We start from the raw sequence: 25,177 nt of genomic DNA on the forward strand, positions 1-25,177 counted from the left end.
GACATTATCAATACGTATATTTTAAATACTTACTGTATTTTTCACTATCAACAAAACACCTTATGGTTATGATTTTTGAAGCCCCAAGAAGGCTTTATTTACGAGCTTATCGACTTCCTTATACAGCCGTTGTATTTCCTTTGTATCCAATCCATTTTGTTCCCACTCCGTCTTATGAGCGTCGAATAAATCGAAAATCCGGTTCTCTACCGCACGAAGCTGTTGGATATAACCAGATTGGTCATCATTCCATAACAGTTGCCAATGCAAATACTTTTGGCCGTTGCCACGATGTATGGAGTAGACATTCTTCTGTAATTGAACGGAATACCAATCTAATAGGGCTGTTTTATAGGATGCGTCGTAAGTAACTAAAGCACTTTGCTCCTTTCCCATTTTCACCCAAAGAGGAATAGCGACAGAGGTAGGAGGATATCCCAAGGCAGTCCACATCGTTGTCAATTCCGGATTCATACCGGATTTTACGCCTTGGATTACGATAGAAGCCGTACTTTCTAGACGGGGGATGAAATCCTGCTCCACAAACCAGCCTGTACGATTGTTCGGACTTTGTCCCTTGTCCATCAAATCGATATCCAGCAAGCTATTATAAAAAGAGCGGGAAGCCTGCTGAAAGATACGCTGAGGAGTAAATCCTTCGTTCCGCATTTCCTTAAAGATCTTTTTCGCATTCTCATAACGTACATATCCTTTGCCTTCATCCGTACGCCCCTCGAAAGAGAAATTCGTATAAATCAAGTAACCTTCCGGCGCCAGATTCGGATCATTCGCGTCTTTCTTATAATATCGCTCATTATTCGTCTCATAATAAGCCGCACCACCATAAGCATCGATCACTCCGAAATTAGCCTCCACACGCATCGGGCGAGGCAAGGTATCCAAGAAATGCTCGAAATCCTGCACCGTCTTACAGACTCTCAAGGCTTTTCGCATCAAGTTTCCCTCTTGATCCATCTCCTTTATATCATCGTCTTTCAAGTTATAAGAAGCCGTATTCATGATAGAGAAGCCCGTCTCATTGCTTCCGGTCCACACGGCTCCCTCCGGATCATCGCTATTTACCAGCCCCAGAAAACGATAACCACCTTCGTCAAAATAACCGATATGGTTATACGGAGCGCCGGTATCCCGGTGTTTCCACATCAACGGACGGCCATCGGGAGTAGCCTTTCCAGTGATTATAATGGAGGTACAAGCCTTGTCAACCACCGGAAAACAAAGACATAGAACAAATAAAAGAAGTAGTTTTTTCATATCATTTATTGATTTAATAAGATTTCTTATGAGGAGCGCCAAATTCCTTACAGCTGACCTCGTCTATATCTACCGTCCAAATCTTCACGTTACGGACCGCCGGATCGCTATAACGGAAAGTCTTATCGGAATATTGCTTCATGATAATATCCAAGGCTTCCACCTTCTTGTCGAAATCCTCTTCGTAAGCGACCTTTCCCCAAGCGATCACGCTCTTCGAACGCATACGGTAGCTACAAGCTACCTCCGGATGCTGGAAAACCAAGGCATGGTCAATACTAAACGTAATACAGACTTTCGGATTACGTTCCAATATAGAGATGCTTCGTCCATCCTGCGCCGAGTGTAAATAAATCACGCCATCCTTATAACCGAAATTCATCGGCAATACATAAGGCGTTCCATCTGTATCCGCCATGCCAACGAAGCAAACATCGCTCTGGCGGATAATCGATTCGATCTGTTCCTTGTCCGTGTGTATAAGTGTCTTCATATTCCTTATGTTTAAATCTAACTTGATGCAAAATTAAAAAAATCATCTGTTTCTGCAACCCTTTATAACCCGCACTCGTCTATTAAGAAAAGAACCTAAAAAATTAAAGACGATGAAGACGAGAGTATCACTTTTTATATTCTGCATACAGATGATCGCGGTTTGCGGATTCGCAGCCGACAAACGTATCGATGGAAATGGGAACCCGGAAACCCGGGAGATAAAGATTAGCGATTACGACGAGATCACGTTCGTTGGCTCCGCTGATTTCGAGTATGAACAGTCGGATAAAGCGCCTTATCTATCCGTAACGATCGATGAGAACTTATTTGATTACCTCGTGACCGAAGTAGAAGGCGGTACGTTAAAGATCTATCCGAAATCTATCAAGAAAGGTTTTAATAATAACTCCTACGACTTGAGGCCGACCGTCTACAAGATAAAATCCAACTCCAAGGAACTAAAAGAGTTGAATACGGTAGGTTCCGGCAGTTTCATTATCAGCAAACCGACGAAAGTAAACCGGATGGAGATCAATATGGCCGGTAGTGGAAACGTTGAGTTGAGAGGCCCCGTAAAAGGTTACAAGCTTGAATGTAACATGGCCGGTAGCGGAAATATCATCGCCAAGGATATACAGCTGGACAACCTATCTTGCAGCCTCGCCAGCAGCGGGGAAATCGAGGTAATAGGAACCGTAGATCGTGCCTCATTCAATGTAGCGGGAAGTGGTGAGATTAAAGCCTTTGACTGCCAAGCACGTAAAGCAGAGTGTAATATCGCCAGCAGCGGCGAGATCAGCGTATATGCCACGCAAATCTTGGATGCCAATATCGTAGGTAGTGGTGAGATTCATTACAAAGGAGATCCGGAGATCAGTAAGTCTATCATGGGTTCCGGCTCGATCAACAAAGTCAAATAAACATTTAATACATACGAACGATGAAAACAAAATTAGTAGCGGTAATAGCCCTCATCTTTTGTGCCTTCATGGCAGAGGCTAGTAAAGTAGAAGGTAATGGGAATATTATTACGAAAGAGATATCGGTAGATAACTATAGCGAGATCGAACTGGGTGGAAATATCGAATATTCCGGCAATAATTTTTGGGGAAATAGAAGCAACAAGAAATTCCCGGTATTCAAATATACGCATGGACGAAGCGCTTCCTTGAAAATTACGATCGACGAGAATCTATTCCCACTCCTCTCGATCAAATCCAATAACGGACGGTTAGCTATCCGCATACAAGACGGGACCCGTATCAAACCGACCCAGTATGTAATCGAAGGAAGCTCGAAGACTCTGAAATACTTAAAGACTTCCGGCCCGATGGATTTTGAGGCGCAGAACGCTTTTTCCGAGGATCAACTGGAAATCAAGATTTCCGGCTCCAGCGACGTAAAGTTCCCACATAACGTGAAATTACGATTAGGTGAGTTCTCGGTATCCGGCTCCGGCGATCTGGTTTTTGAAGATTTGGACTGCAAGAATCTTACCAGCAAGGTTTCAGGCTCCGGAGACATCACCTTGAAAGGTAAGGCGGACGAGGCCCGCTATTCCGTATCGGGCAGTGGAGATATAAAAGCATACGACTTATCTGTCAATGATTTGAGTTGCTCGGTAAGCGGTAGCGGAGATGCCCGTGTTTATGCCAAAGATAACATGAACCTATCGGTTTCGGGCAGTGGAGACATCCGCTATAAAGGCCCGGCGAACGTGAATAAATCAAAGTCCGGCTCTGGATCCATTCAAGGCGCAAATTGATCGAACACACACATTTTTTTTAATACACACATTATCAAATTTAAAAAAGCTACTAGATGTGATATCCGGTAGCTTTTTCTTGCTATTTTTGTAACCAACTCTTTATTTATAGAGTCTAAATTAAAAAGTAGAATCATAAAAAACGATACTTATGAAAACAAAGGCTATCTTATTAATGGTATTTTTCCTAGGATGGGTCACTACCGGTTGGGCCGCAGATCATGTAAAAGGCGATGGTAAATTGACCTCGAAAAAGATTTCTGTCACCGATTATAACGAGATTAAGGTGGATGGCGTAATTGATTTCAATTACGAGCAATCCGATGATCCTTCCACCGTGGAGGTTACCGTAGACCAGAATCTTCATCCCTATGTCAATATCGAGGTGAAGGATCGTGTCTTAACCATCGCTTTCAAAGGAGCGAAGGTAGATCATTTCACGAAGTTTATCGTAAAGACGAATTCTAAATGGCTTGCCGCCGCAAAAGTTTCCGGAAATGCCAACTTCATGGTAAACAGTCCGCTTACCGGAGACGAGACCGTTATTAAGGCGAACGCCAATAGCTTGGTGCAACTGAAAGAGACAGTTACGGTCGGTAAACTGGATTTGAATGTATCCGGTAGCGCAAATATGGTTGTCAATCATCTGGAAGCCGACAAGATCGAATGTGATATCGATGGCTCTGGCTCTATAACGATCAAGAAAGGTAATGCGAAAGAAGGAGACTACAGTATCGTCAGCAGTGGTGATATACACGCTTTTGGGTTAGCGGTTCCTCAGCTAAGTTGCAAAGTAACAGGCAATGGCTTAGCGGAAGTACATGCTACCGATAATTTAAAGGCCAACGTAGTCGGTAAAGGAAATATCCGTTATAAAGGCCCGACAGCAGTTCAACAGAGAATAATCGGTAAAGGTACCGTAGAAGAAGTAAAAGAATGAAAACAAGAATTATATACCTATGTCTGCTGGTGATCTTTTCTACGACAGGTTGTATCAGTAAGAATGCTCGAAAAGGTATCAATGGGAACAAGAATATTGTTACCCGCACCATTCAAGTAGATGATTTCGAGGAAATACATCTAGGGTCCAATATCGAATCGGCGAAAAGCATCAATCCGTTCAACAAGAAGAACCGTGCGATATGTAATTACACCCAAACAGATGGCGCCTCCTCGTTGGAGATCAGCATGGACGAGAATTTGTTTGACTTATTGGATATAGAGAATAAGGATCACAAATTAATCATCAAGGCTAAATCCGGCAAGAAGATCTGTCCGACCCATCTGGTATTGAACACAAGTTCCAAGAACCTGAAGGAAGCGGGGATCAGTGGCAGCATCGACTTTATCGCCGATCAACCGCTACAACTGACAAATACGTCTTTTTATATCAGTGGCGTAGGCGACGTGAAATTAGCTGATTTATCTTGTGATACTTTCAAGGTAGCTATATCCGGAGTCGGCAATATTTACTTGAATGGAAACATCAAGAAAGGCAAATACTCCGTATCGGGTGTAGGGCACGTATATGCGTTCGATTGCCCCGTTGAGGATCTGGAATGCGAAGTTTCAGGTGTAGGAGGAATGGAAGTGAACGCTACCCAGAAATTAGACGCTAGCACTTCTGGTGTGGGAAGCGTTAAATATAAAGGCAATCCGGAGCATACGCAGAAATCCGCCTCCGGTGTCGGAAAAATCAAACAAGCAGATTAATCATCCCAAAAATCAATTAGATGAAAAAGATATCACTTTTATTCCTTATATGTGGCTTATTTCTAGTAAGCAGCTGTATCCCTACACAAACCATAAAAGGAGACGGCAATATCACCACGGAAAACATCCCGGTTTCCGAGTATGACTGTCTTGAGTTAGAGGGAGGAGGCATGGTCGTGAATTACACGCAATCCGACGCTCCTGAAGGTTTGGAAATAAAGACAGACCGGAATATCTTCGAGAAATATGAGTTTAATGTAGAGAACCATAAGCTTAAGATCCGTCCGAAAAAAGAATTCAGGAAACATACGAATTTCCGTCCGACCGAGTTCATGGTTACGGCCAACTCCCGCAATCTAAAGAAACTAGCGGCGGCAGGCAGTACCCATGTAAATATAAATTCCCCTCTACAAGCCGAGGAGTTCGAGGCAGGATTAGCCGGTAGCGGGATTATCCAATTCCACGACACGGCCTCTTTTACAAACCTAAAGATAGAGATCGCCGGTAGCGGAGATTTCGTTGGCCATAAAGTGTATTGTGAGGAATTAAACGGGGATATGGCCGGGTCTAACACGATCGTTCTAGGGGGAACCGTAGGCATAGCTGAATTCTCGATCGCCGGTAGCGGTACAGTACGTGCTTTCGATTGTACCATGGATGAGCTTGAGTGCAAGATTGCCGGTAGTGGAGACATAGAAGCCTTTGTCGTAAACAAAATCAAGGCAGAGATAGCCGGTAGCGGTTCCGTAAAATACAAAGGAGATCCCCAAGATATCCAAAAAAAAGTAATGGGCTCCGGTAAGATCGAGAAGGTGGAGTGATTCTTACAACCACCCCTCCTTTTTATACCATTCGATACTTTCTTCCAAGCCTTTACGTAAAGGATAGGCCGGGATAAAACCTAAATCATCTTGAAGAGGCGTGACATCGCAAATCCAGTTACGCTGCTTCAAGATGATGTATTTATCACTATTTAGCGTCATACTTTTCTTCAACAACTTACCGATCCATTCTGAACAGTGGCAAGCGATACGCACCAATCCCAGCGGTATACGGGCATGCAATACCCGCTTCTTTCCTAAGATATCTTGTATCATACGGGCAAAAGACTCATCCGTGTAGACATCTCCGTCGGCTACAAAATAATGCCGGTTCTCTATCTCCTCTTTCTCAAGGGAAAGGAAGGCCACGGTCGCTAAATCTTTTACATAGATAAACGTGATTCGCTGGGGAATAGCGCCTACGGCGAAATCGAGTCCCGACTTTACGCTTTGTATTTCCATGAAATAATCCTTCTCACCCGGCCCGTATACTCCTGTAGGCCGCAAGATCACGTAAGGAAAATAGGTTTGTTTACGGATGTAGTTCTCCGCCTCTAGCTTACTTTGGCCATAAGCCGTGTCCGGCCGCTGCGGATCGTCCAAGTGTATCGGGCGGAAAGTCTTCTCGTCGCCTCGCCCATAGCTGCTTAGGCTGCTCATCAAGAGGAATTTCTTCGGTTTGCAGCCGGCGGCGGCTAAAGCCTCGATAAATCGATGCGTATTCTCGGCGTTCACACGGAAAAAGTTTCGCTTATCCAATGTCTTCGTCAACCCGGCGTTATGGATCACATAATCCCATGCCCCATGCTCACGGGCAAAGTCTGAGAGTTGAGCCGTAAGCGCTTCCTGATCGCCATATTTCAAGTCGATGAAATGAATCCGCTTATCTTGCAGATGCGCTTTACTGCTACCCGCACGGATACCCGCCCACGTCTCATAGCCACGGCGAAGCGCCTCCTCTACCAAGAAACCGCCGATAAAACCACTCGCTCCGGTTATCAATATCTTCATATCCTTCATTTTTCTTTCATATAAAATGTATAATAATACCACAACAACCCGATCCAATTCAAGAACAGGATCGTCAGCATCCAAAGAATCTTTTGTTTCTTACTGATGAAAGGGTTTTGCGATACGGCCTTACATCCGAACAGGATTACGGCAATACCTACGATATAACCGATCTCCGGCAAGCTTATCCAGCAAATGATTTGTGGTATCATAAAAATAGAGTTATTCGTGAAAAAGAATTATTCGTGTTGGTGTTTCTTCAAGACTCGGTGCGGCAAGTCACCATGCCCCACCAACTCGATCGGACAAGCGTATTTCTCGCCCAACCATTCCTCAGAGACATTCGCTCCCGGGTGATAATGCAAAGTCTCGTTTACGCAAGCGATATTTTTCACCATCGTCAAAACCGTACCGATATCATGGGAAACCAAGATGATAGCGCTCTCTTTATTGATATCTTCCAAGAGCTGATAAAAACGAGACTCGAATCGTTTATCCACATACGAATTAGGCTCATCCAAGATCAATACCTGCGGACGGGAGACAATAGAACGCCCCAATAAGACCCGCTGCAACTGGCCGCCGGAAAGCTCACCGATGGCCCTGCCCGCCAACTCCTCCAATCCCATCTGTACGATCACCTCGTCTACACGCTCTCTCTGGGATCTATTGAATGGACGGAACAAAGGTTTCTCCGCGGATAAACCGGAAGAGATCACTTCCCGTACCGAGATCGGAAACTTCTTATCGATCTGGCTCATTTGGGGTAGATAACCGATCTTCAAGGAAGGAACCTCTACATTTTCATCGTAAAAACGAATCGTTCCGGAAATAGGAGGCAATAGACCTAGTATCACCTTTAAAAGCGTCGTTTTCCCGCCGCCATTCGGTCCGATAATTCCCAAGAAATCATTTTTCCACACATCCAGCGTTACGTTACGTAAGGCGATCTTATTACCGTATCCGGCGGTAACCTCTCTCAACTCAATCAGCTTGTCCATCGGCTAACGATTTTGCGATATGAATCATTTCCTTACTCCAATCGTAATCCAGCGGATTGATCGGGATCAGACGGCAACCTGTTTCTTTAGCGATCAACTCGGCGTTCTTCTGGTCAAACTCCCGCTGGATAAACACGACTTTCGCATTATGTTCCCGTGCGGTCTCGACCAGTTCCTTTAATTGTGCGGGAGACGGTTCTTTTCCGTCCATCTCGATGCAAAGCTGGGTCAAGCCATATTCGTTAGCCAAATAGGTCAGGGCCGGATGGTAAATAATAAATGTCTTATTGTCAAGAGAATGTAACAAACCGGAAACGGTCTTTTCCGTCTCTCCGATTTCTTTCGTCAGTTGTTCATAATTCGCTTGGTAATATTCCTTATTCTCCGGGTCCAAAGACACAAAGGCATCCAAAGTGTTCTTGGCGATCACCTTCGCTCCAGAGATAGAGCTCCACGTATGCGGATCGACGCCTCCGGGATGATGATGGTGGTGGTGATCATGTTCCTCTTCTTCCTCGGGGCTTTTAAGTAAATCAATTCCTTCGGACAGGTCAAAAACCTTGAGTCCCGGATTATTATTCCGGATATTATCCATCCAAGCCTGTTCGAACCCGATCGATCCGATCCTTAAATAGCCTTGGCTTTTACCCACCTGCACCATTTGCTGCGGTGTAGGATCATACGTCTCCGGACTTTGCCCTGCCGGAACCACACAATTAATCTTAAATTTATCTCCGGCTATCTTCTCCGCAAAATACCGTTGCGGCTCAATCGTCACGGAAACGATCCTCTCATCTGCCCGCTTATCGCCGCAGGCCATAAGTATCAAGACGAAAAGAGCTGATATCAATACCTTAAATTCTTTCATACCACATATATATTTTCGCAAAGGTAACGAATATCGGGTAATAAGGCAGCAAGGAGACGATTCAAAGTTATCAGGAAGCAGTCTGACAAAATCCCCGTATTACAACCGATAAGTAATAATACGGGGATTTTATAGGGAAAAAATAGGCTACTCTATTTTTACTCGGCCAGCCATTTATTCATCTGTGTAAGGATCCGCTCCTTCATATCCTCCGGCATATTGCCGATACGGGCACGATGGCTGCCTCGGGGCTGGATATAGATTTGCTCGTTCTTCTTGCCTTTGAAAGCGGGAACCATGGCCGCGCTCCACGGGTCGATCTCGCCATAGATGAAGATCATTTTCGGATCGTTGTCTTTCAAGAAGTTATAGATCTTGTGGTACAGAGCCGGACGGAAGTCTACTTTACCGACCAGTTCCTCGGGAAGCATGATACGGTTTAGGTATCCATGGGCGCTATCGATCGTAAGGTATTTCTTGAAAGGTTTTACGTCATAGCCATAATAACCGAGCTCACGGGCAGCTTGTACGAAGAAAGAGATATTCGGCTGGTTCTCGGCGAAATAATCAGGACCGCTGATTTCCATCAAATGATCGAAGAGCGCCTGATCGTCGGCAGACTTGGAAGGGATCGTACTTACCGAAGTTCCCCACTGCCAAAGAGCGAATGAATATTCCAGTACGCAATAATCCAATACCTCGGGCATCGGGATACGGAATGTCAGGTTTTTATTCTTACAATAGCTCTCCAATAAAGGAAGCATATCGGACTTACGCTTCAAGACTTCCAATTGAAAATCCTGTATCCTCTCGCGTTCCGCTTTCGTACCTACCTTACGTAAGAAAGGTTCGTGGCGGCCATCCTCTACACCTTTACATAACGGACCGACATAAGGAACGGAGAAATCCACGTCGTCCGGGAAAAAGGCACGGTAAAGCATTGTAGTCTGCCCCCCCTTACTGATACCGGTACTGATCCATTTTCCCGGATAGATCTGCTTGAATGTATTGCGGACGTTATGTAAATCGTACGCAGAGTTCTCGGCGGTCAGATAATCCCAGTTTTTAGGTTCCGGCGTCGACTCCAAGAAATAACGGTACTCCACGAATACTAAGTTCGCATTCAATAGTTTAGATAGTTCTTCTTGATATTTCGGATTGAGCGCATAAGCCGCTCCATATCCTTCGGTCACGATAATGGTAGGACGATCATAACCTACATGGCCTACGATAACCCGTTGCGTAAATGTTCCGGCGGCGGGGTCTTTCGGATCGACCTGCTGAGTAATACGTACTACATATTTCTCCGGATAATAATCGGATTGAAGTTTTTCAATGCCACTAATTCCTTTTAGAGCGGCAAGCTTCTCTTGTAAATCTCCGGGAGCGGCCATTACCGTCATCACCGACAGGAAGAAAAGAAGCAAGAAGTTAAATGTTCTTCTCATGGTAATTTAGTCTTTTAGATATTGTATTGTTCGTAATAATCCCTCATATTTGGCGCGTTTCACCGCCGAATGCGCAAAGATACGATTATAATCCTCACGGCTCAATGCCTTGAGGTCGTCTTTTTTAAGGGAGAGCAAAGAAGGGGTGGGATGAAAGGCTGCTACTGCCGTAGGCATAGCGAAGCGGTTCCAAGGACAAACGGCTTGGCAGGTGTCGCATCCATAGATACGGTTACCTAAAAGGACGGCTTGCTCAACAGGGATTTCTCCACGATGCTCGATCGTAAGATAAGAGATACATTTACGGGCATTCAAACGTTTCGGCCCTTCCAAGGCTCCGGTAGGACAAGCGTCCAAACAGCGGATGCAGGAACCGCAGTGATTCTTTTTGGGGGAATCATAGGTATCGACTACCAAAGTTGTCACGATCTCCCCAAGGAAAAAGAAAGAGCCTTTGCCCGGGATGATTAGATTCGTATTCTTTCCGATCCATCCCAAACCGGCTTTCCAAGCCCAATAACGCTCTAACAGAGGGGCGGAGTCCGTGAATACACGGGCCTCATTGTTGGAGGGATGATGCTCGGTTATCGCTTTCCATAATTGGCGAAGTTTATCCTTTACGACCCCGTGATAATCTTCTCCGTACGCATAATACGAGATATAAGGTTCCGCCGGATTCCGGAGAACTTTCGGATAATAATTCAAGGCTACTGAGATAACTGATTTGGCACCTTCCACCAAGCCATCCGGATTGAGACGGATTTCCCGATGATTCTCCATGTATTTCATTCCAGCATGGTAGCCTTCCGCGATCCATTGGTCAAAATAAGCCTCCTCGCTCCCGGCCTTCGCTACTTCAGCGATACCGCAAGCGGAGAAGCCTAATTCCATAGCTTTATCTTTTATAAACTGGGAGATACCCATTATTCAAAAACTTTAAACTCGTAGCCTTCCTTTAAGAGCCATTCGACAGCCCGGGGCATTGCCTCACGCATATTGCGCTCGGCTTTCAAGGAATCGTGGAAGACGATAACGGAACCATTACGGGTATAGTTCTTTACCACGTTGAAGACACCGTTCGGAGTCATATGAGGGCTATAGTCACGGGTGACCACGTCCCACATCACGATATGATAATGGCGGCGAAGCCATACTACCTGCGGAAAACGCATATGCCCATGAGGAGGCCGAAATAAATTGCTGGGAATATATTCGGCCGCCTTCTCCACATTCGCCAAATAATTCTTCGTCCAGAACTTGATGCCTTGGATATGATTGAACGTATGGTTACCGACACGGTGCCCACGATCTATCACCATCTGGAAGACCTCGGGATGCTTACGTACATTATCCCCTACCATAAAAAAGGTAGCCTTGATCCCATACGTATCCAATATATCTAAAACCCAAGGGGTAACCTCGGGAATCGGGCCGTCGTCGAAGGTGAGATACACACACTTCTTCTCTGCCGGTATTCGCCAAGTTACCCCCGGGAACAGTGCCCTGTAAAACCAAGGCGGTTGTTCTATAAACATACTTTGTTAGTCTTTTGCCACTGATCCGTACGCCATACGGTAATTATCAAATTCCTCTTGATAAGGCTTAGCGAACTCCGGATTGTATTGTTTGCTCACACGCAATACCTCTTGGAGAACCGCCAAGTTATGACCTAAATCACTCTCGACAGATGATAATTGCCCCGGACGCAAACGGAAATACCAGTTTATACTGCGCAACGCATTGTCCGCTATACCTTTATAAACCATCTCCGCCTTCTCCTTCTGGCCCAACTCGTAATACAGCTCACCTAAAGAAAGAGCGCTATAATCCAACGGAACATTCTCGGGAGGCAATACTTCCATCGCCTTATCCAATACGTTCAGTGCCTTCTCATTCTTACCTTCCGCAACCAAAGCGGCAGCCAGCTTGCTGAACAATGCGATACGATAGCTCTTGCACATTCGCATTACATTCTCATCCAAGTACACACCCGGCGTATTGACACCACCCCATTTGAACTTATTCATCACGTTGTCATACATCTTCTCCGTATTGATCGAACGAACAGTTCCCTGCGTCTCCATCGGAACGATCTGATAAGCCATACCGGTCTGCTGGAAGTACGGATCCAATTTCACGAACTGATCCGGGCTTACGGTAATCGCGTAATAGATCGGACGGTTCCAGTCATTCGTCTGCAACATATCCAAGATAATCAACTCTTGCTTACCCAAGACATCCTTGCCTTTCAAGTCAATCTTCATCTCTTTCTGCAAATACGGCAAGTTAACGGTATCGATCACGCCAGCAGCCATAACCGCGGCGGAATCTACCCCCATCGTCAATGTCTGCGCAGGAATATAATCTAATTCTTGATTGATACCCGGGATCTTCTTAAACTTCGGATCGTTACTACGAACGAAATCAAGAGCGGTCTTCAGATCGATCGACTTATCCGTCATCGGGAATACATAAGCGGCATCACGAGTACCTTGCACATAATCCTCCGGTTGCCAAGAGATTGGAAGCGGATCGGATTCGTATGCTTGCTTCTTCATTTGGTTGATATACCAGTCGGTTTGCAAATAGCTCGTATTACATACACGTACATCCGTACGGATACCTTCCACCTCCTGTGCGTACCACAACGGGAACGTGTCATTATCACCATTCGTAAATATGACAGCGTTCGGCTCGCAAGATTCCAAATAGTTCGCACCGAAATCACGGCAAACATAACGGTTCGAGCGATCATGGTCGTCCCAGTTCTGCGCACCCATCTGGATAGGAACCAACAAGCAGAGTACCGTAGCGACAGAACCCGCTATCACCGGAGATAACTTGCCATACTTCTGCAATCCTTTCGCCAAGGCCGCCACACCGAAACCGATCCATATACAGAACGCATAGAATGATCCGGCATACGCATAGTCTCGCTCACGAGGTTGATACGGCGTCTGGTTCAAGTAAAGCACGATCGCGATACCCGTCATAAAAAACAAGAAGAACGTGATCCAGAATCCCTGAATGCCCTTCTTTCCGGCATAAGCTTGGAATAGAAGCCCCAAGATACCCAACAGAAGCGGTAACATATAATATACGTTATGCCCCTTATTGTTGATAATATCGAACGGCATATCCTCTTGCGGGCCCACTAAAGCCTCATCAATAAACGGAATACCGGTTATCCAGTTACCATTCGAAACCTCACCGTTACCTTGTATATCGTTCTGCCGTCCGGAGAAGTTCCACATGAAATAACGCCAGTACATGAAATTCAGCTGATAAGCGAAGAAATAACGCAAATTCTCGGCAAATGTAGGTTTCATCACCGTCACCATCTCACCGCAACGGTTGAACTTCACCGGTGTACCTTTCACTTGTGCCCACTCCTTATAAGCAGCCACATGACGTCCGTCGCTACTATACATACGGGGGAAAAGCATACTCAACTCATCCACGTATTCGTATTCCGTATCGTAACGAGAGATATAATAATGATCCTTCTCGTTTTTATCTTTCTTAATGACACGGCTCCAAGTCGGCTCACCCTCTTTCGATACAGGTACACAAGTGCCGCCTTGGTTCTCACGCTTCACCTCAGAAACATAGGTCTGACCGTAGATCAACGGAGTCTTACCGTATTGCTCGCGAGCCAAATAAGTACGCAAGGTAAAGATATCTTGCGGAGCGTTTTGGTTCATAGGCGTATCGGCTGTCGCACGGATCAATGTCAAGGCATAGGATGAATAACCCACTACAATTACCATCAAGCAGACCAAGATCGTATTCAGCATCTTGATATTTACCTTCTTGCTCATGAACAAATAAGCCGTCAAGGCAGCCGTGAGGATCACGGCGATCACGTAACCACTACCGATAAACGGAATACCCAACAATACGATCGAGAGAATAAAGGATATCTTCATCCGCACCGGATGGATCTCGTCTTGCATCGTCTCCCAGATCGCCCAGATCAAGGAAGCCGCCAATATAATTACGAACGCATATACACCCGAGTTATACGGCATACCGAACGTATTGACAAACAACAGCTCGAAATAACCGCAAACCTCAACCAAGCCTTGTACGACACCATACATCATCAAGCCCACGATAGCGAACGACACCAATAAAGCGATCAGCGTCCCCTTCATCGTAGGATTCGGGAATTTCTTATAATAATATACCAGCACGATAGCCGGGATACACAATAAGTTCAGCAAATGGACACCGATACTCAGACCCATCAAATAAGCGATCAGCACGATCCAACGATCGGCATGCGGACGATCGGCGGCTTCTTCCCATTTCAGGATCAACCAGAATACCAAGGCGGTAAACAAGGAAGAATAAGCATATACCTCGCCCTCCACGGCGCTAAACCAGAATGTATCGCTAAACGTATAAGCCAAAGAACCTACCAAACCGCAACCCATGATCGTAATCATCTGTCCCAGAGACATCGTCTTATCGTCTTCCACGATAATCTTACGAGCCAAATGAGTAATACTCCAGAAAAGGAATAAGATCGTCAGGCCGCTAAAGAGGGCGGACATCGTATTGACCATTACCGCCACCTTGGAAGGGTCCGAGGCGAACTGCGTAAATAAATTGGCTGTTAACATGAAGAAAGGAGCTCCGGGCGGATGCCCTACTTCCAATTTGTATGCCGAAGAGATAAACTCACCACAATCCCAGAAACTGGCGGTGGGTTCCATTGTCATCAGATAAACGGTAGAAGCGATCAAAAAAACGACCCACCCCAACACGTTGTTGATTAGTTTGTACTTTCCCATACTTTGTATAAGTGTGATAATTAATTGTTTCTACTTGCATACCCACACGGGCAGTCGGCCGCAAAGGTAATCATTTACGTTTAATACCTAACGTTCCATTCCCCTATAAATTATATAGAATAGATTAGAATTATATTAAACAAACCTTATCACTCAAGTGTTAATAGAATAGTTGAGTATTAAAATTATAGGGAGATGAAAGAAAATTATGAACTAATTGATAATGAAGAACGCCACCAATATGAATTTCATATAGAGCGATACGTTCCCAGAATAGAGTATATAAAAAATAAGGATGGGGTAATTTATCTCACCCACACTGAGGTTCCCATGGAGCTTGGAGGTAAAGGAATTGGTAGCCAATTGGTGGAGAAAGTGCTCTTGGATATCGAGAAGAAAGACTTACGTCTCGTTCCGTTATGTCCGTTCGTAGCTGGATATATCCAGAAGCATCCGGATTGGAAACGCATCGTAATGAGTGGTATACATGTTTAATATTTATAACAAAATTATATGGGCAAGAAGATCGAATATACGAATGGTGAACTCACCATTATCTGGCAACCGGAGTTATGTCAACATGCCGGTATCTGTGTAAAGACTCTTCCCGGTGTCTATAAGCCGAAGGAGAGACCCTGGATACAGATAGAGAACGCGACAACCGCGGAATTAATTGCCCAAATCAAGCAATGTCCGTCTGGCGCGTTGACATACCGAATGAATAAAGAGGTGAAATGAGGCCCCCCCGCCTGTCTCATCTTGATAGAAAGGAGTATTCCGTATCGGATACTCCTTTTTTCGCCATAAGGACCTCTTTCTATGATTTTTTGCTAGTTTTGTGATCTAGATTCACTATCAATGAAACAAATATGATAAAAAGACATTCTATCTTAACGGCAATCCTGCTTTGTTTCGTCGCTTTCACACAAGTGATGGCACAAGAGATGCAGGAACCCGAACCGCTTCCGATCGACCCAAAGGTTCGATACGGGAAATTGAGTAACAGATTGACCTACTACATCCGTCACAACGATCAGCCCAAAGACCGGGCAGACTTTTACATCGCCCAAAACGTAGGCTCCATCTTAGAGGAAGAGAATCAACGAGGTTTGGCTCACTTCTTGGAACATATGGCTTTCGACGGCAGTAGGAACTTCCCGAATAACGGGATGGACGAATATATCGAGAGTGTAGGTATGCGCAGCGGGGAAAACTTCAACGCCTATACCTCCTTTGATGAGACCGTCTACATGATTACCAACGCCCCTGTCAACAAAAGCGGCGTGGTTGATTCTTGCTTATTGATCCTTCACGATTGGTCCGGGTTCCTAGCCTTGACCGACTCGGCTATCCAGAAAGAACGTGGGGTCATCCGTGAGGAATGGCGTACCCGACAGGATGCCCAGACTCGTCTATGGGAGCAGCAACTACCCAAGATGTACCCGGGAAGCCGTTACGCAAACCGGATGCCGATCGGTTCGATCGACGTGATCGAGAACTTCAAGCCGGACGAGTTGCGGGCTTACTACAAAAAATGGTATCGTCCGGACTTGCAAGCGATTATCGTCGTGGGAGACGTAAATGTAGATCAAGTGGAGGCAACGATCAAAAAGATGTTCGCCGATGTCCCTGCCCCGGTCAACCCGGCAAAACGGGAACAAGTATCGGTTCCCGACAATGATCTACCTCTGATCTCGATCGCCAAAGACAAGGAGGCATCCAATACGATCCTTTATATCTTCTATAAACACGATAAATTACCCAACGACTTGAATCGTACGATTGCCGGATTGGTAAAGGACTATATCCAGCAAATATGCGCGTCGATCATGGACGAGCGTTTCGATGATATCTTACATCAAGCGAATCCTCCGTTTATCTATGCCCAAGCCTACGACGATGATAATTTCATGATCGCGAAGAGCAAGGGAGCATGGACCGTAGCCGCTCTTGCCAAGGAAGGCGAGATCGATTCCACACTGACCACGCTTGTCAAAGAGACCCAACGGGTAAAACAATATGGCCTTACGCCATCCGAGTATGAACGGGCACGCATCAACGTGTTGAAACAATACGAGTCCGCTTACAACGAGCGGAATAACCAAAAAAACGACGCTTATGTTCGTGAATATGTGAATCATTTCACCAACGGCGGTTATATCCCGGGCATTGAGATGGAATACACGCTATTGAACCAGATCGCCCAGAATATCCCGGTAGAGCAAGTCAACCAATATATCCAAGATATGATCGGAGAGGATAATATCGTGATCGGGTTAACCGGACCGGATAAAGAAGGTATAAAATATCCGACCGAGGAGAACCTGCTCCGTACATTCCTCAAAGCACGACAGATGCCGGTAGAGCCTTATAAGGAAACTGTCTCCAACGAGCCTTTAGTCCCGACCTTGCCGACCCCGGGCCAGATCACGGAGACAAAGACCGGCCAGCACTTCGGAGCGACAGTATTTACCTTAAGCAATGGTATCAAGGTGGTATTGAAGCCTACCGAATTCAAGAAGGACGAGATCATCATGACCGCTACCAGCCCGGGAGGAAGCACTTTATTCGGCACGAAGGATATTGATAACTTAAAAGTTTTCAATGACGTGATCGAGATCGGTGGATTGGGTAATTTCTCCGCCACGGATCTAAGTAAGCGTCTGGCCGGAAAGAAGGTATCTTGCGCCCTATCGCTCAGTCAAGATAGTGAGAACGTGAACGGAATGGCCGCTCCTTCCGATTTGCGAACCTTATTCGAGTTAATTTACCTTAGCTTCACGGCTCCCCGCATGGACGAGGAGGCCTACGCATCTTTCGAGACACGGACAAAAGCGCAATTGCAGAATATGGAGTTAAATCCCATGGTCGCTTTCAGCGACTCTTTGTCTAAAGCGGTTTACGGAGATAATCCTCGTGCGTCACGTCTTCGTCCACAAGATTTCGAACATATCAGTTATCCTCGTATCATGGAGATGCGCAAGGAACGCTTCTCGGATGCTTCCGGTTTCGTATTCACGTTTGTAGGTAATATCCAGATCGATAGTATCCGTCCGTATATAGAGCAGTATTTAGCGACATTGCCATCTCAAGGAAAAATTGAGAAGGGAAATCCGGCGGAGGTTCCATCGATGCGTAAGGGAGACTATATGAATCGATTCAACCGCTCCATGGAAATCCCGAAAGTAACGGTAGCCAACCTCTATACCGGACAAATGGAGTACAATCTGGAGAATATCATCACCGCTACCGCATTGAAACAAGTTATGGACTTGGTATATTACGAGAAGGTACGCGAGAAAGAAGGAGGAACGTATGGCGTCGGTGTATCCGCTAGAATCTCACCTTTCCCGGAAGGAAGAACGACATTACAGATATTCTTCGATACGGACCCGGCTAAGTGGGAGCAGATGAACACAATTGTCCGCAATGAGTTGAAACGGCTTTCCGAGGTAGGCCCTCGTCAAGAAGATTTCAAGAAAACACAGGATAACCTGCTGAAACGTCATGCGGAAGTCTTGCAGGAGAACAGCTATTGGTTGAACGTATTGGATGATTATTATTATAAAGGATTTGATACCGATACGGATTATGAGTCGATTGTTAAGGCGCTGACTCCCGAGAAGATAAAGGCATTCGCCCAAAAGCTTTTGGGACAGGGTAACCGGGTAGAAGTTATCATGCAACCCTAGTTACTATTTTGAGGGGATGAGACGGGGCGTGCCCCGTCTCTACTTTGATTTCTTTAGTTTAAAATGATCGAATCCTTCCCCATAAACCCCGATTACGGCGCTTTGGGATACAAAGGCGGTCGGATCAATATCATTAATGATACGGAAAATCGTAGTGGATTGCCGTTTTTTAGCGAGCACGAACATCATCTTCTGTTCTTGCCCCGTATATAACCCGGTAGCATCGATCACCGTAACCCCTCGGTGCAACGCATTAATCTCCTTACCAATCTCTTGATACTTCTTCGAGATGATAAAGAATTGCACGGACTGGCGGGCACTGTTCACGATCTGATCCAGCACGAAACTACAAACATATAACGTTACGAAACCATATACCACTTTCTCCCAATCCTTTAGCACGAAATAACTGGAGGTGATAATAATCATATCGCAGATCATCATGACCCGTCCCAGCGTTATATCCCGGTATTTATTGATGATAGCGGCAATAATATCCGTTCCACCCGTACTACCGTTCGAGGAGAAAGCGATACCGATACCACTTCCGCAGAAGGAGGCTCCCAGCACACATGCCATAAACGGTTGATCTTGTAATAAATGCATCCCGGCTGTCAGCTCCTGGATAAGGGACAAGAAAAAAGTAAGCGTAAACACGGCGAAGATCGTCTTGATACTGAACTTAAAACCTAATATTTTCAAGGCAAGCATCAGCAAGACGGCATTAATGAGGAAGTAAGTGTACTGAACGGGAAATCCCGTAGCCCAGAAAACAATGGAAGCGATACCCGGCACTCCACCTGTCGTAATGTCATTCGGCAAAAGGAAAACGGTCCATCCGATACCGTAAAGGATCATCCCAAGAGCGATCATTAAATAGTCCCGTGTCTCCCGAAGCAGGACTTGTCTGGATAAGGAAGAAATTGATAAAGTAGATTTCATCTCATTTGTTTATTTTTAGCGGGCGCAAAGGTAATGAAAGTTATTGATAGGAAATGCTTCACCTTATATTTAGCCGGAAATATAATGGTTCACTTTCCCCTATTTACAGAGACGTAAGCAAAAGCCAAGGAATGTTAACTATTTATCAGTAATAACCCCTTTTATATAACATCACCTTTATTTAGAAAAGCTCTATAAACGAGAACATGAAGGAGAAAGCAGGCATTTATACGCCTTTTCCACACAAAAAGACCCGTTTTTCGATAAGAATACCCTCGTTAGATTACACATATAGTCCCGTTCACCCACGCCTGTACAGGCGTAAACCCACACATATAGTCACGATAGGCTACACATATGGTCATAATGGGCGATATGACTACCTTATAATGGGCATTGTTGCCCCCTAACGACTGGGCCATAAGGCATAAGATATGAGATAGGATGAATTTATTTCGCTAGAATAAAAGGCCGTTTTTCAACAAGTCACTAGCGGATAGACGATTGCTGTTTTTTTCTTTCGTTTTTAGGAGCGAGACGTACTTTGGCCCGAAATAATCGATTCTCAAGGACTTCAGTTTACAAATTGTCACATTGATATTCTAACCAGAACACGCATAAGCCCTTTCATCCAATTGTAGAGACGGGGCGTGCCCCGTCTCTACAACCAAGTATGTATGAGCTGCAAATATAGACTTACAATCTCACATTCTCCATTTCCTCACACTTCTCTTCCCGCAAGCGTTGAATATCCTTAAGCTGGCGGTCGAAAAACATGAGCAAGTCATTGATGAGCCGTCCGTTCTGGGATAAAAGCAAAACCCCATCCATCAATTGCGTTGACAGGTAGCGAACTTTCATATTACTTACATGTTGATCGGGACGCTGCAGATAAACGGCCATACATCTGTACAAAATTGGTGCTATTTGTATCCACGGCAGTTTTAGGCCTACCAACAGATTTTTCACGCTTTGTAACTGATGGTTCAGATAATCGAAATCATCCGCATCTCTCTCAAAACAGAAAGCTTCTTTCAAGCGTCGTGCCTCTTCCTTAAAAAATACATCACTCAACATTTCCATGTTCGAAACCGGAGCGTCTTGCTCTGAACCGACAGGTTCAGTTACGGGATAAATGTTTTCCACTTCCATAATATATTAGCATTAAGCAGGCGGAAAAAAGAACGGTCCCGCCTGACCCGTTGCTAAACACTTTACCAGAAAGCTGGAGGCACATTAATGCACTCCACGGGGGTACGGAACCGTCATATCGGATCGGTTACAGGCAAAAAAATGCCTGCAACCGAATAGAAGCAGGTATTCTACTCTGCTTTCTGGTTTTAAAATGTTTAGCATTGCAAATATACTTCTTTTTCCGGATATCCAACCTATAGAGGATAAATAATGTCTAGTAAGTAAAAAATCCGGAGCTGATACCTATACCCTAGAAGAGAAAAGTTTCTCTCGTCTATTTAAATTCTTGATGGGGCTAGGCAAGCATGAAAAATAAGATCTGTACTATACGGGAATTCAACGCTAAATCTACGATTAAAGAACAGATAGAAAGTCTTTAGGGGTCAATACTGTTATAGTTGAATTTACAAACCCTTTCACATCCCGCGTAATAATATAATCCGCCCCCGACATTTTTGCGGAGTAGTATTGAACGGCATCCTCCAAATCCGAGCTATTGGAATACAAAGCATTCATAAATATTCCATCGTCTATCGTTGATATCTCAACATAACCGCATATACGCTTCAAGACCTCAAGAAGTTCATCCCAAGAATAACCGTATTTATGAGCCGTATAATTCGCATTGATTAAGGTGAGAGCACTCATGACAATCTTTAGTTTATCCTCTATACAATATCTAAAGATAGTATCAGCATCCTCTTTGAAGCCTTCCCGCTGACATATCATGTCTAGCAACACATTGGTATCTACAAACACTCTCATCCGATTTGTTCCCTTTAAATGAATTTTGCGGATGCTATTGCTCCTTTTCCCATATCATCAGCAGGCACTTCTTTATGTGGCCCCTTCAAATGGAAGCTGTCTATAATTAAGTCAGTCGAAAACACATCGTTTTCCCCATCTTTTGCCCGTATAAGCTCCCGGGTCAACATTGTTTCTAACCACTTACTCAAAGCCTTTCCTTCCAATCTCATCTTGTTACTATATCTATGTAACAAAGAGTCATCTATATTTAAAGTGATTGTTGCCATATATATTTTTTCAAGTTATTGTAGCAAAGATAATTATTTTCCCATTCTATCCGCACATTTCTCCTTAAAAACACGATTATTTCGATACACGGGGAAATCACCAATTATGCATAAGAAGGATTAAGTATGCGTTGAGACTATAAATAGAGCCCCCTCACGCTATACTATCATGGAAATTGCGGAGGAGGCCGTTTCAGTCTAAAGAATCTTATAACTTGACAGAAATTTGTTCACCTTTGTACTCAATTACCTTTGCAGGCTTACCCTTATTATCCCATCCCGCAGGAGCATTCGGGCTTACGTAAATAATATTGAAAGTTCTCTCTGATAACATCCCGGGATAAGAGCCTTCACGACTACCGATTGTCAAAGTATTCGTCGCATCGCTATAATTAAAATCGATCTTCGAATAAGTTCCTTTCTGGTAATTATTGTTCGTACCTTCATCTTCATATAGATAGAAGGAGCCATCCTTTCCGGCATAAATATAGACATCTATCACTTCCGGTTTTTTCTCATTTACATAAGTGATCTCCGGACCATATAATAAGATACCACCTGACGGAGCAAATATCGGCATACGTTCGAATGGAGCCTCAACCTCCTGCTTTTGGCCACCTTTATAACGTTTACCCGTATATAGATCATACCAATCCGTTCCTTTCGGGAAATACACCTCACGGGAAGTCGCTTTATAGGTATATACCGGGGCGATCATCATAGAGGGGCCGAACATATATTGGGTAGAATTATCCCGGACAGCCAAGTCGGAGGCATAATCCATCACCAATGGACGCATAATCGTATAATCATCAAAATACGTCTTACCTGCCAACGAATAAATATAAGGCATCAAGCGGTAACGCAATTGATTATAATACAAGATCGTCTGATAGGCCGGATGATCTTCTGGGGCGATATTATAAATCTCACGCAATGGAAACTGTCCATGCGCACGGTACAAAGGGGTAAATGTGCCAAACTGATACCAACGGGCATTCAGTTCCCGCCATTCCTTCAAGTCGTCATTCTCAACACCGGTCTTGTCATAAATAAGCTGTCCTGTACGATAACGGTTCTCCACGCAGAAGCCACCGATATCCATTGTCCAATAAGGTATACCGGAGATTGAGAAGTTCAACCCCGCAGAAATCTGAGCTTTCAATTCCTCCCAACGAGTACCGATATCTCCGCTCCAAGAAGCGGTGGAATACCTTTGTAGGCCAGCGAATCCGGAACGAGTCAACAAAAATACGCGATCATCCGGATTTTCCTTCAATTGCCCCTCATAAATAGCCTGCGCATTCACCAACGCATACGTATTATAATATTGAGCTGAAGGGCCTAAAGCTGTCGGGCCGGTCAACGCCTTTTGGTAAGACATCGGTGTACAATCCTTAATATTCGGTTCGGAAGCGTCCATCCACCAAGCGTCCACTCCCAAACGATATAGGTTATCATTCATTTGTTTCCAGAATAACTTACGGGCACCGGGGGCATAAGCATCATAAAATGTAGCCACGAATCCAGGTGGAACAAAATCAAGGATGCTATCCTTAACCGCTTGCAGGTAAACCCATCCGTTAGCTGCCAATTCTTTATAATTCTTTGTGGTAGGATAAAATTTCGGCCAAACAGAGATCATGAAACGGGCATTCAAATCATGAATCGCATCAACCATACCTTTCGGATCAGAGAAACGTGCCGGATCAAACTCATGGCTTCCCCATGAATCAGTTTTCCAGTACTGCCAGTCCATGACAATATTATCCACACCCATTTTACGTTTTCGGAGCTCACGCAAGGCCGTCAATATCTCATCTTGCGTTTTATACCGTTCACGGCTTTGCCAAAAGCCCATCGCCCAAGCAGGCATGATCGGCGATTTACCGGTGACATACCGATAACCTGAGATTACCTCGTCCATCGAATCACCATGAATAAAATAATAATCTATATCATTTCCCATCTCCGACCACATAGACAATCGCCCTACTTCTTCTTCCGGACGAGGAGACAATACTTTCAACCCAATATAAGAGCCGGCTCCCTCACGCCATTCGATACGCACCGGGACTTTCTTTCCCGCTTGCAAATCGGCCGTGAATTTCACGCTATTAGGATTCCAAGAGGGCCGCCAACGTTCTTCTACCACCAGTTTATTATCCAAGAAGACTTTCGTATACGCTCCATAGAATAACTTAAAATGATAAACACCACTTTCTTTCGGTTCGATCTCACCTTCCCAAACGACCAAGCTGTTCCTGAAACGGAATCCTTCCGGGAATTTATCAAACGTCTCTCCCTTAAAATCAAACGTCTTCGGAAGAGGTTGGTGCGTAAACAGGGTCTCGTAATCAATTCTGGACTCTTGACGTTCCGCAAAGACCTCCAATCCATTATTTTTATAATAAGTAGCGGTCAAACCTCCCTCTTTCCCATTCTTATCGTACAACTTAAAGATATCCAAGTTCGAATAAGGGCGTGGATCACCGTACCGGGAATAAGAATAGTTATCGAATAAGACACCATAATTCTTGGAAGAAACCACGAAAGGCACCGATATCTTGGTATTATACTGATACAACTCCTCATTTTTCGATTTATAATTAAATTCATCCGACTGGTGCTGCCCCAATCCATAGAAAGCCTCGTCTTCCGGTGAATTAAATTGCTGGCGAGTCGTATAGCCTTTGCGACCTTCTACCTCTATCGGCGTAAACTGCCGTCCACCGTTACTTTCTCGCAATATTAGCTTACCCGACATATCATAGAATGTCACTTCTCCCGTAACAAGACTGACGGCCGCACGTAATTTGCCGGTATTCAGAAATACGGAATCCGAAGTCGATTCGACATTCCATTTTACCGGGGCCTTTACCGGAGCGACACGGACTAAGCTCTGCTTATCCTGAATCTTAGCCTCCGGGCTTGCCGTCACTTGAAGAACCTCATCATTCACAACCAACAAACGAACCGTTTTCGATTGGTTCAGCTCGCCTTCCGGCAAGCTGACCAATATACCATTCGCTATCTTTTTATATCCGGCCTGCGCCGAGAATGGTAAGACAGCCAATAGCCCATATAACAATAAATACTTACATCTCATATCCTCTAAA

General features: G+C 44.8%; 23 protein-coding genes. 8 read left to right on the top strand and 15 right to left on the bottom strand.

Features of this window, described 5'->3' with window-relative positions:
- Nucleotides 1–66 precede the first annotated feature (66 nt).
- Both HMPREF0999_RS05785 and HMPREF0999_RS05790 read right to left on the bottom strand, forming a co-directional pair.
- Nucleotides 67–1,275 (bottom strand): hypothetical protein, encoded by a 1,209-nt coding sequence (locus HMPREF0999_RS05785; protein ID WP_009275427.1) that lies wholly within the window; start codon nt 1,273–1,275, stop codon nt 67–69.
- Nucleotides 1,276–1,288: 13 nt separating this feature from the next.
- The gene (locus tag HMPREF0999_RS05790; protein ID WP_005860241.1) at nt 1,289–1,768 is read right to left on the bottom strand and encodes a pyridoxamine 5'-phosphate oxidase family protein; all 480 of its coding nucleotides are present in this window, start codon (nt 1,766–1,768) and stop codon (nt 1,289–1,291) included.
- A 112-nt stretch (nt 1,769–1,880) separates the two neighbouring features.
- Between HMPREF0999_RS05790 and HMPREF0999_RS05795 the strand changes: the two genes are divergently transcribed.
- From HMPREF0999_RS05795 to HMPREF0999_RS05815, 5 genes are all read left to right on the top strand, one after another.
- Nucleotides 1,881–2,690, top strand: a complete 810-nt coding sequence (locus HMPREF0999_RS05795) for a head GIN domain-containing protein (RefSeq protein WP_009016751.1) — start codon at nt 1,881–1,883, stop codon at nt 2,688–2,690.
- A gap of 20 nt (nt 2,691–2,710) precedes the next feature.
- A complete protein-coding gene (locus HMPREF0999_RS05800; RefSeq protein ID WP_005863610.1) occupies nt 2,711–3,535 on the top strand; it encodes a head GIN domain-containing protein in 825 nt (274 codons plus the stop codon).
- A gap of 151 nt (nt 3,536–3,686) precedes the next feature.
- Complete coding sequence (locus HMPREF0999_RS05805; RefSeq protein ID WP_009275428.1) at nt 3,687–4,475, top strand: head GIN domain-containing protein; 789 nt, start codon at nt 3,687–3,689, stop codon at nt 4,473–4,475.
- Complete coding sequence (locus HMPREF0999_RS05810) at nt 4,472–5,248, top strand: head GIN domain-containing protein (protein ID WP_009016753.1); 777 nt, start codon at nt 4,472–4,474, stop codon at nt 5,246–5,248. Before HMPREF0999_RS05805 ends, HMPREF0999_RS05810 begins: the two co-directional genes overlap by 4 nt.
- Before the next feature lie 20 nt (nt 5,249–5,268).
- Nucleotides 5,269–6,069: a head GIN domain-containing protein gene (locus tag HMPREF0999_RS05815; protein WP_009016754.1), complete on the top strand. Its 801-nt coding sequence runs from the start codon at nt 5,269–5,271 to the stop codon at nt 6,067–6,069.
- Nucleotides 6,070–6,072: 3 nt separating this feature from the next.
- Here HMPREF0999_RS05815 and HMPREF0999_RS05820 read toward each other — a convergent pair whose 3' ends face one another.
- The 8 genes from HMPREF0999_RS05820 to HMPREF0999_RS05855 all read right to left on the bottom strand — a co-directional run bounded on the left by HMPREF0999_RS05820 (nt 6,073) and on the right by HMPREF0999_RS05855 (nt 15,196).
- Complete coding sequence (locus tag HMPREF0999_RS05820; protein WP_005860252.1) at nt 6,073–7,080, bottom strand: NAD-dependent epimerase/dehydratase family protein; 1,008 nt, start codon at nt 7,078–7,080, stop codon at nt 6,073–6,075.
- Between the two features lie 5 nt (nt 7,081–7,085).
- Complete coding sequence (locus tag HMPREF0999_RS05825; RefSeq protein ID WP_005860253.1) at nt 7,086–7,292, bottom strand: hypothetical protein; 207 nt, start codon at nt 7,290–7,292, stop codon at nt 7,086–7,088.
- A 27-nt stretch (nt 7,293–7,319) separates the two neighbouring features.
- Nucleotides 7,320–8,081, bottom strand: a complete 762-nt coding sequence (locus HMPREF0999_RS05830; protein ID WP_005860255.1) for a metal ABC transporter ATP-binding protein — start codon at nt 8,079–8,081, stop codon at nt 7,320–7,322.
- The gene (locus tag HMPREF0999_RS05835) at nt 8,065–8,949 is read right to left on the bottom strand and encodes a metal ABC transporter solute-binding protein, Zn/Mn family (protein ID WP_005860257.1); all 885 of its coding nucleotides are present in this window, start codon (nt 8,947–8,949) and stop codon (nt 8,065–8,067) included. The genes HMPREF0999_RS05830 and HMPREF0999_RS05835 overlap by 17 nt, the downstream gene beginning before the upstream one ends.
- A gap of 158 nt (nt 8,950–9,107) precedes the next feature.
- Nucleotides 9,108–10,397 (bottom strand): S28 family serine protease, encoded by a 1,290-nt coding sequence (locus HMPREF0999_RS05840; RefSeq protein WP_009016756.1) that lies wholly within the window; start codon nt 10,395–10,397, stop codon nt 9,108–9,110.
- Nucleotides 10,398–10,403: 6 nt separating this feature from the next.
- Complete coding sequence (queG, locus tag HMPREF0999_RS05845) at nt 10,404–11,321, bottom strand: tRNA epoxyqueuosine(34) reductase QueG (protein ID WP_005860261.1); 918 nt, start codon at nt 11,319–11,321, stop codon at nt 10,404–10,406.
- Complete coding sequence (locus tag HMPREF0999_RS05850; RefSeq protein ID WP_005860262.1) at nt 11,321–11,932, bottom strand: polysaccharide deacetylase family protein; 612 nt, start codon at nt 11,930–11,932, stop codon at nt 11,321–11,323. The genes queG and HMPREF0999_RS05850 overlap by 1 nt, the downstream gene beginning before the upstream one ends.
- Before the next feature lie 6 nt (nt 11,933–11,938).
- A complete protein-coding gene (locus HMPREF0999_RS05855) occupies nt 11,939–15,196 on the bottom strand; it encodes a DUF2723 domain-containing protein (RefSeq protein ID WP_009275429.1) in 3,258 nt (1,085 codons plus the stop codon).
- A gap of 195 nt (nt 15,197–15,391) precedes the next feature.
- Here HMPREF0999_RS05855 and HMPREF0999_RS05860 point away from each other — a divergent pair, with 195 nt between their 5' ends.
- The 3 genes from HMPREF0999_RS05860 (at nt 15,392) to HMPREF0999_RS05870 (ending at nt 18,888) form a co-directional block, all read left to right on the top strand.
- Entirely contained in the window at nt 15,392–15,691 is a 300-nt protein-coding gene (locus HMPREF0999_RS05860; protein ID WP_005860267.1) for a GNAT family N-acetyltransferase, read from the top strand.
- A gap of 18 nt (nt 15,692–15,709) precedes the next feature.
- Nucleotides 15,710–15,934 carry a (4Fe-4S)-binding protein gene (locus HMPREF0999_RS05865; RefSeq protein WP_009275430.1) on the top strand — a complete coding sequence of 75 codons (225 nt, stop codon included), beginning with the start codon at nt 15,710–15,712 and terminating at the stop codon, nt 15,932–15,934.
- Between the two features lie 131 nt (nt 15,935–16,065).
- Nucleotides 16,066–18,888 (top strand): M16 family metallopeptidase, encoded by a 2,823-nt coding sequence (locus tag HMPREF0999_RS05870; protein ID WP_009275431.1) that lies wholly within the window; start codon nt 16,066–16,068, stop codon nt 18,886–18,888.
- A 39-nt stretch (nt 18,889–18,927) separates the two neighbouring features.
- Here HMPREF0999_RS05870 and HMPREF0999_RS05875 read toward each other — a convergent pair whose 3' ends face one another.
- The 5 genes from HMPREF0999_RS05875 to HMPREF0999_RS05895 all read right to left on the bottom strand — a co-directional run bounded on the left by HMPREF0999_RS05875 (nt 18,928) and on the right by HMPREF0999_RS05895 (nt 25,167).
- Nucleotides 18,928–19,830, bottom strand: coding sequence for a YitT family protein (locus HMPREF0999_RS05875; RefSeq protein WP_005860273.1), 903 nt, complete (start codon nt 19,828–19,830; stop codon nt 18,928–18,930).
- Between the two features lie 696 nt (nt 19,831–20,526).
- The gene (locus HMPREF0999_RS05880; RefSeq protein WP_008773145.1) at nt 20,527–20,982 is read right to left on the bottom strand and encodes a hypothetical protein; all 456 of its coding nucleotides are present in this window, start codon (nt 20,980–20,982) and stop codon (nt 20,527–20,529) included.
- A gap of 396 nt (nt 20,983–21,378) precedes the next feature.
- A complete protein-coding gene (locus HMPREF0999_RS05885; protein WP_008773146.1) occupies nt 21,379–21,789 on the bottom strand; it encodes a type II toxin-antitoxin system VapC family toxin in 411 nt (136 codons plus the stop codon).
- A gap of 14 nt (nt 21,790–21,803) precedes the next feature.
- A complete protein-coding gene (locus HMPREF0999_RS05890; RefSeq protein WP_008773147.1) occupies nt 21,804–22,058 on the bottom strand; it encodes a hypothetical protein in 255 nt (84 codons plus the stop codon).
- A gap of 208 nt (nt 22,059–22,266) precedes the next feature.
- Nucleotides 22,267–25,167 (bottom strand): TIM-barrel domain-containing protein, encoded by a 2,901-nt coding sequence (locus HMPREF0999_RS05895; protein WP_009275432.1) that lies wholly within the window; start codon nt 25,165–25,167, stop codon nt 22,267–22,269.
- Nucleotides 25,168–25,177: the final 10 nt, after the last annotated feature.

The sequence above is a fragment of the Parabacteroides sp. D25 genome (genome assembly GCF_000307475.1).
Lineage (GTDB): Bacteria > Bacteroidota > Bacteroidia > Bacteroidales > Tannerellaceae > Parabacteroides > Parabacteroides distasonis.

What these genes read in the sequence shown, in the direction of transcription:
- HMPREF0999_RS05805 (WP_009275428.1), top strand. Translation starts at nt 3,687, where the DNA reads ATGAAAACAAAGGCTATCTTATTAATGGTATTTTTCCTAGGATGGGTC.
- HMPREF0999_RS05865 (WP_009275430.1), top strand. Translation starts at nt 15,710, where the DNA reads ATGGGCAAGAAGATCGAATATACGAATGGTGAACTCACCATTATCTGG.
- HMPREF0999_RS05855 (WP_009275429.1), bottom strand. Translation starts at nt 15,196, where the DNA reads ATGGGAAAGTACAAACTAATCAACAACGTGTTGGGGTGGGTCGTTTTT.
- HMPREF0999_RS05885 (WP_008773146.1), bottom strand. Translation starts at nt 21,789, where the DNA reads ATGAGAGTGTTTGTAGATACCAATGTGTTGCTAGACATGATATGTCAG.
- HMPREF0999_RS05835 (WP_005860257.1), bottom strand. Translation starts at nt 8,949, where the DNA reads ATGAAAGAATTTAAGGTATTGATATCAGCTCTTTTCGTCTTGATACTT.
- HMPREF0999_RS05810 (WP_009016753.1), top strand. Translation starts at nt 4,472, where the DNA reads ATGAAAACAAGAATTATATACCTATGTCTGCTGGTGATCTTTTCTACG.
- HMPREF0999_RS05840 (WP_009016756.1), bottom strand. Translation starts at nt 10,397, where the DNA reads ATGAGAAGAACATTTAACTTCTTGCTTCTTTTCTTCCTGTCGGTGATG.
- HMPREF0999_RS05890 (WP_008773147.1), bottom strand. Translation starts at nt 22,058, where the DNA reads ATGGCAACAATCACTTTAAATATAGATGACTCTTTGTTACATAGATAT.
- HMPREF0999_RS05895 (WP_009275432.1), bottom strand. Translation starts at nt 25,167, where the DNA reads ATGAGATGTAAGTATTTATTGTTATATGGGCTATTGGCTGTCTTACCA.
- HMPREF0999_RS05860 (WP_005860267.1), top strand. Translation starts at nt 15,392, where the DNA reads ATGAAAGAAAATTATGAACTAATTGATAATGAAGAACGCCACCAATAT.
- HMPREF0999_RS05875 (WP_005860273.1), bottom strand. Translation starts at nt 19,830, where the DNA reads ATGAAATCTACTTTATCAATTTCTTCCTTATCCAGACAAGTCCTGCTT.
- HMPREF0999_RS05850 (WP_005860262.1), bottom strand. Translation starts at nt 11,932, where the DNA reads ATGTTTATAGAACAACCGCCTTGGTTTTACAGGGCACTGTTCCCGGGG.
- HMPREF0999_RS05795 (WP_009016751.1), top strand. Translation starts at nt 1,881, where the DNA reads ATGAAGACGAGAGTATCACTTTTTATATTCTGCATACAGATGATCGCG.
- HMPREF0999_RS05800 (WP_005863610.1), top strand. Translation starts at nt 2,711, where the DNA reads ATGAAAACAAAATTAGTAGCGGTAATAGCCCTCATCTTTTGTGCCTTC.
- HMPREF0999_RS05790 (WP_005860241.1), bottom strand. Translation starts at nt 1,768, where the DNA reads ATGAAGACACTTATACACACGGACAAGGAACAGATCGAATCGATTATC.
- HMPREF0999_RS05815 (WP_009016754.1), top strand. Translation starts at nt 5,269, where the DNA reads ATGAAAAAGATATCACTTTTATTCCTTATATGTGGCTTATTTCTAGTA.
- HMPREF0999_RS05870 (WP_009275431.1), top strand. Translation starts at nt 16,066, where the DNA reads ATGATAAAAAGACATTCTATCTTAACGGCAATCCTGCTTTGTTTCGTC.
- HMPREF0999_RS05820 (WP_005860252.1), bottom strand. Translation starts at nt 7,080, where the DNA reads ATGAAGATATTGATAACCGGAGCGAGTGGTTTTATCGGCGGTTTCTTG.
- HMPREF0999_RS05830 (WP_005860255.1), bottom strand. Translation starts at nt 8,081, where the DNA reads ATGGACAAGCTGATTGAGTTGAGAGAGGTTACCGCCGGATACGGTAAT.
- HMPREF0999_RS05785 (WP_009275427.1), bottom strand. Translation starts at nt 1,275, where the DNA reads ATGAAAAAACTACTTCTTTTATTTGTTCTATGTCTTTGTTTTCCGGTG.
- HMPREF0999_RS05880 (WP_008773145.1), bottom strand. Translation starts at nt 20,982, where the DNA reads ATGGAAGTGGAAAACATTTATCCCGTAACTGAACCTGTCGGTTCAGAG.
- HMPREF0999_RS05825 (WP_005860253.1), bottom strand. Translation starts at nt 7,292, where the DNA reads ATGATACCACAAATCATTTGCTGGATAAGCTTGCCGGAGATCGGTTAT.
- queG (WP_005860261.1), bottom strand. Translation starts at nt 11,321, where the DNA reads ATGGGTATCTCCCAGTTTATAAAAGATAAAGCTATGGAATTAGGCTTC.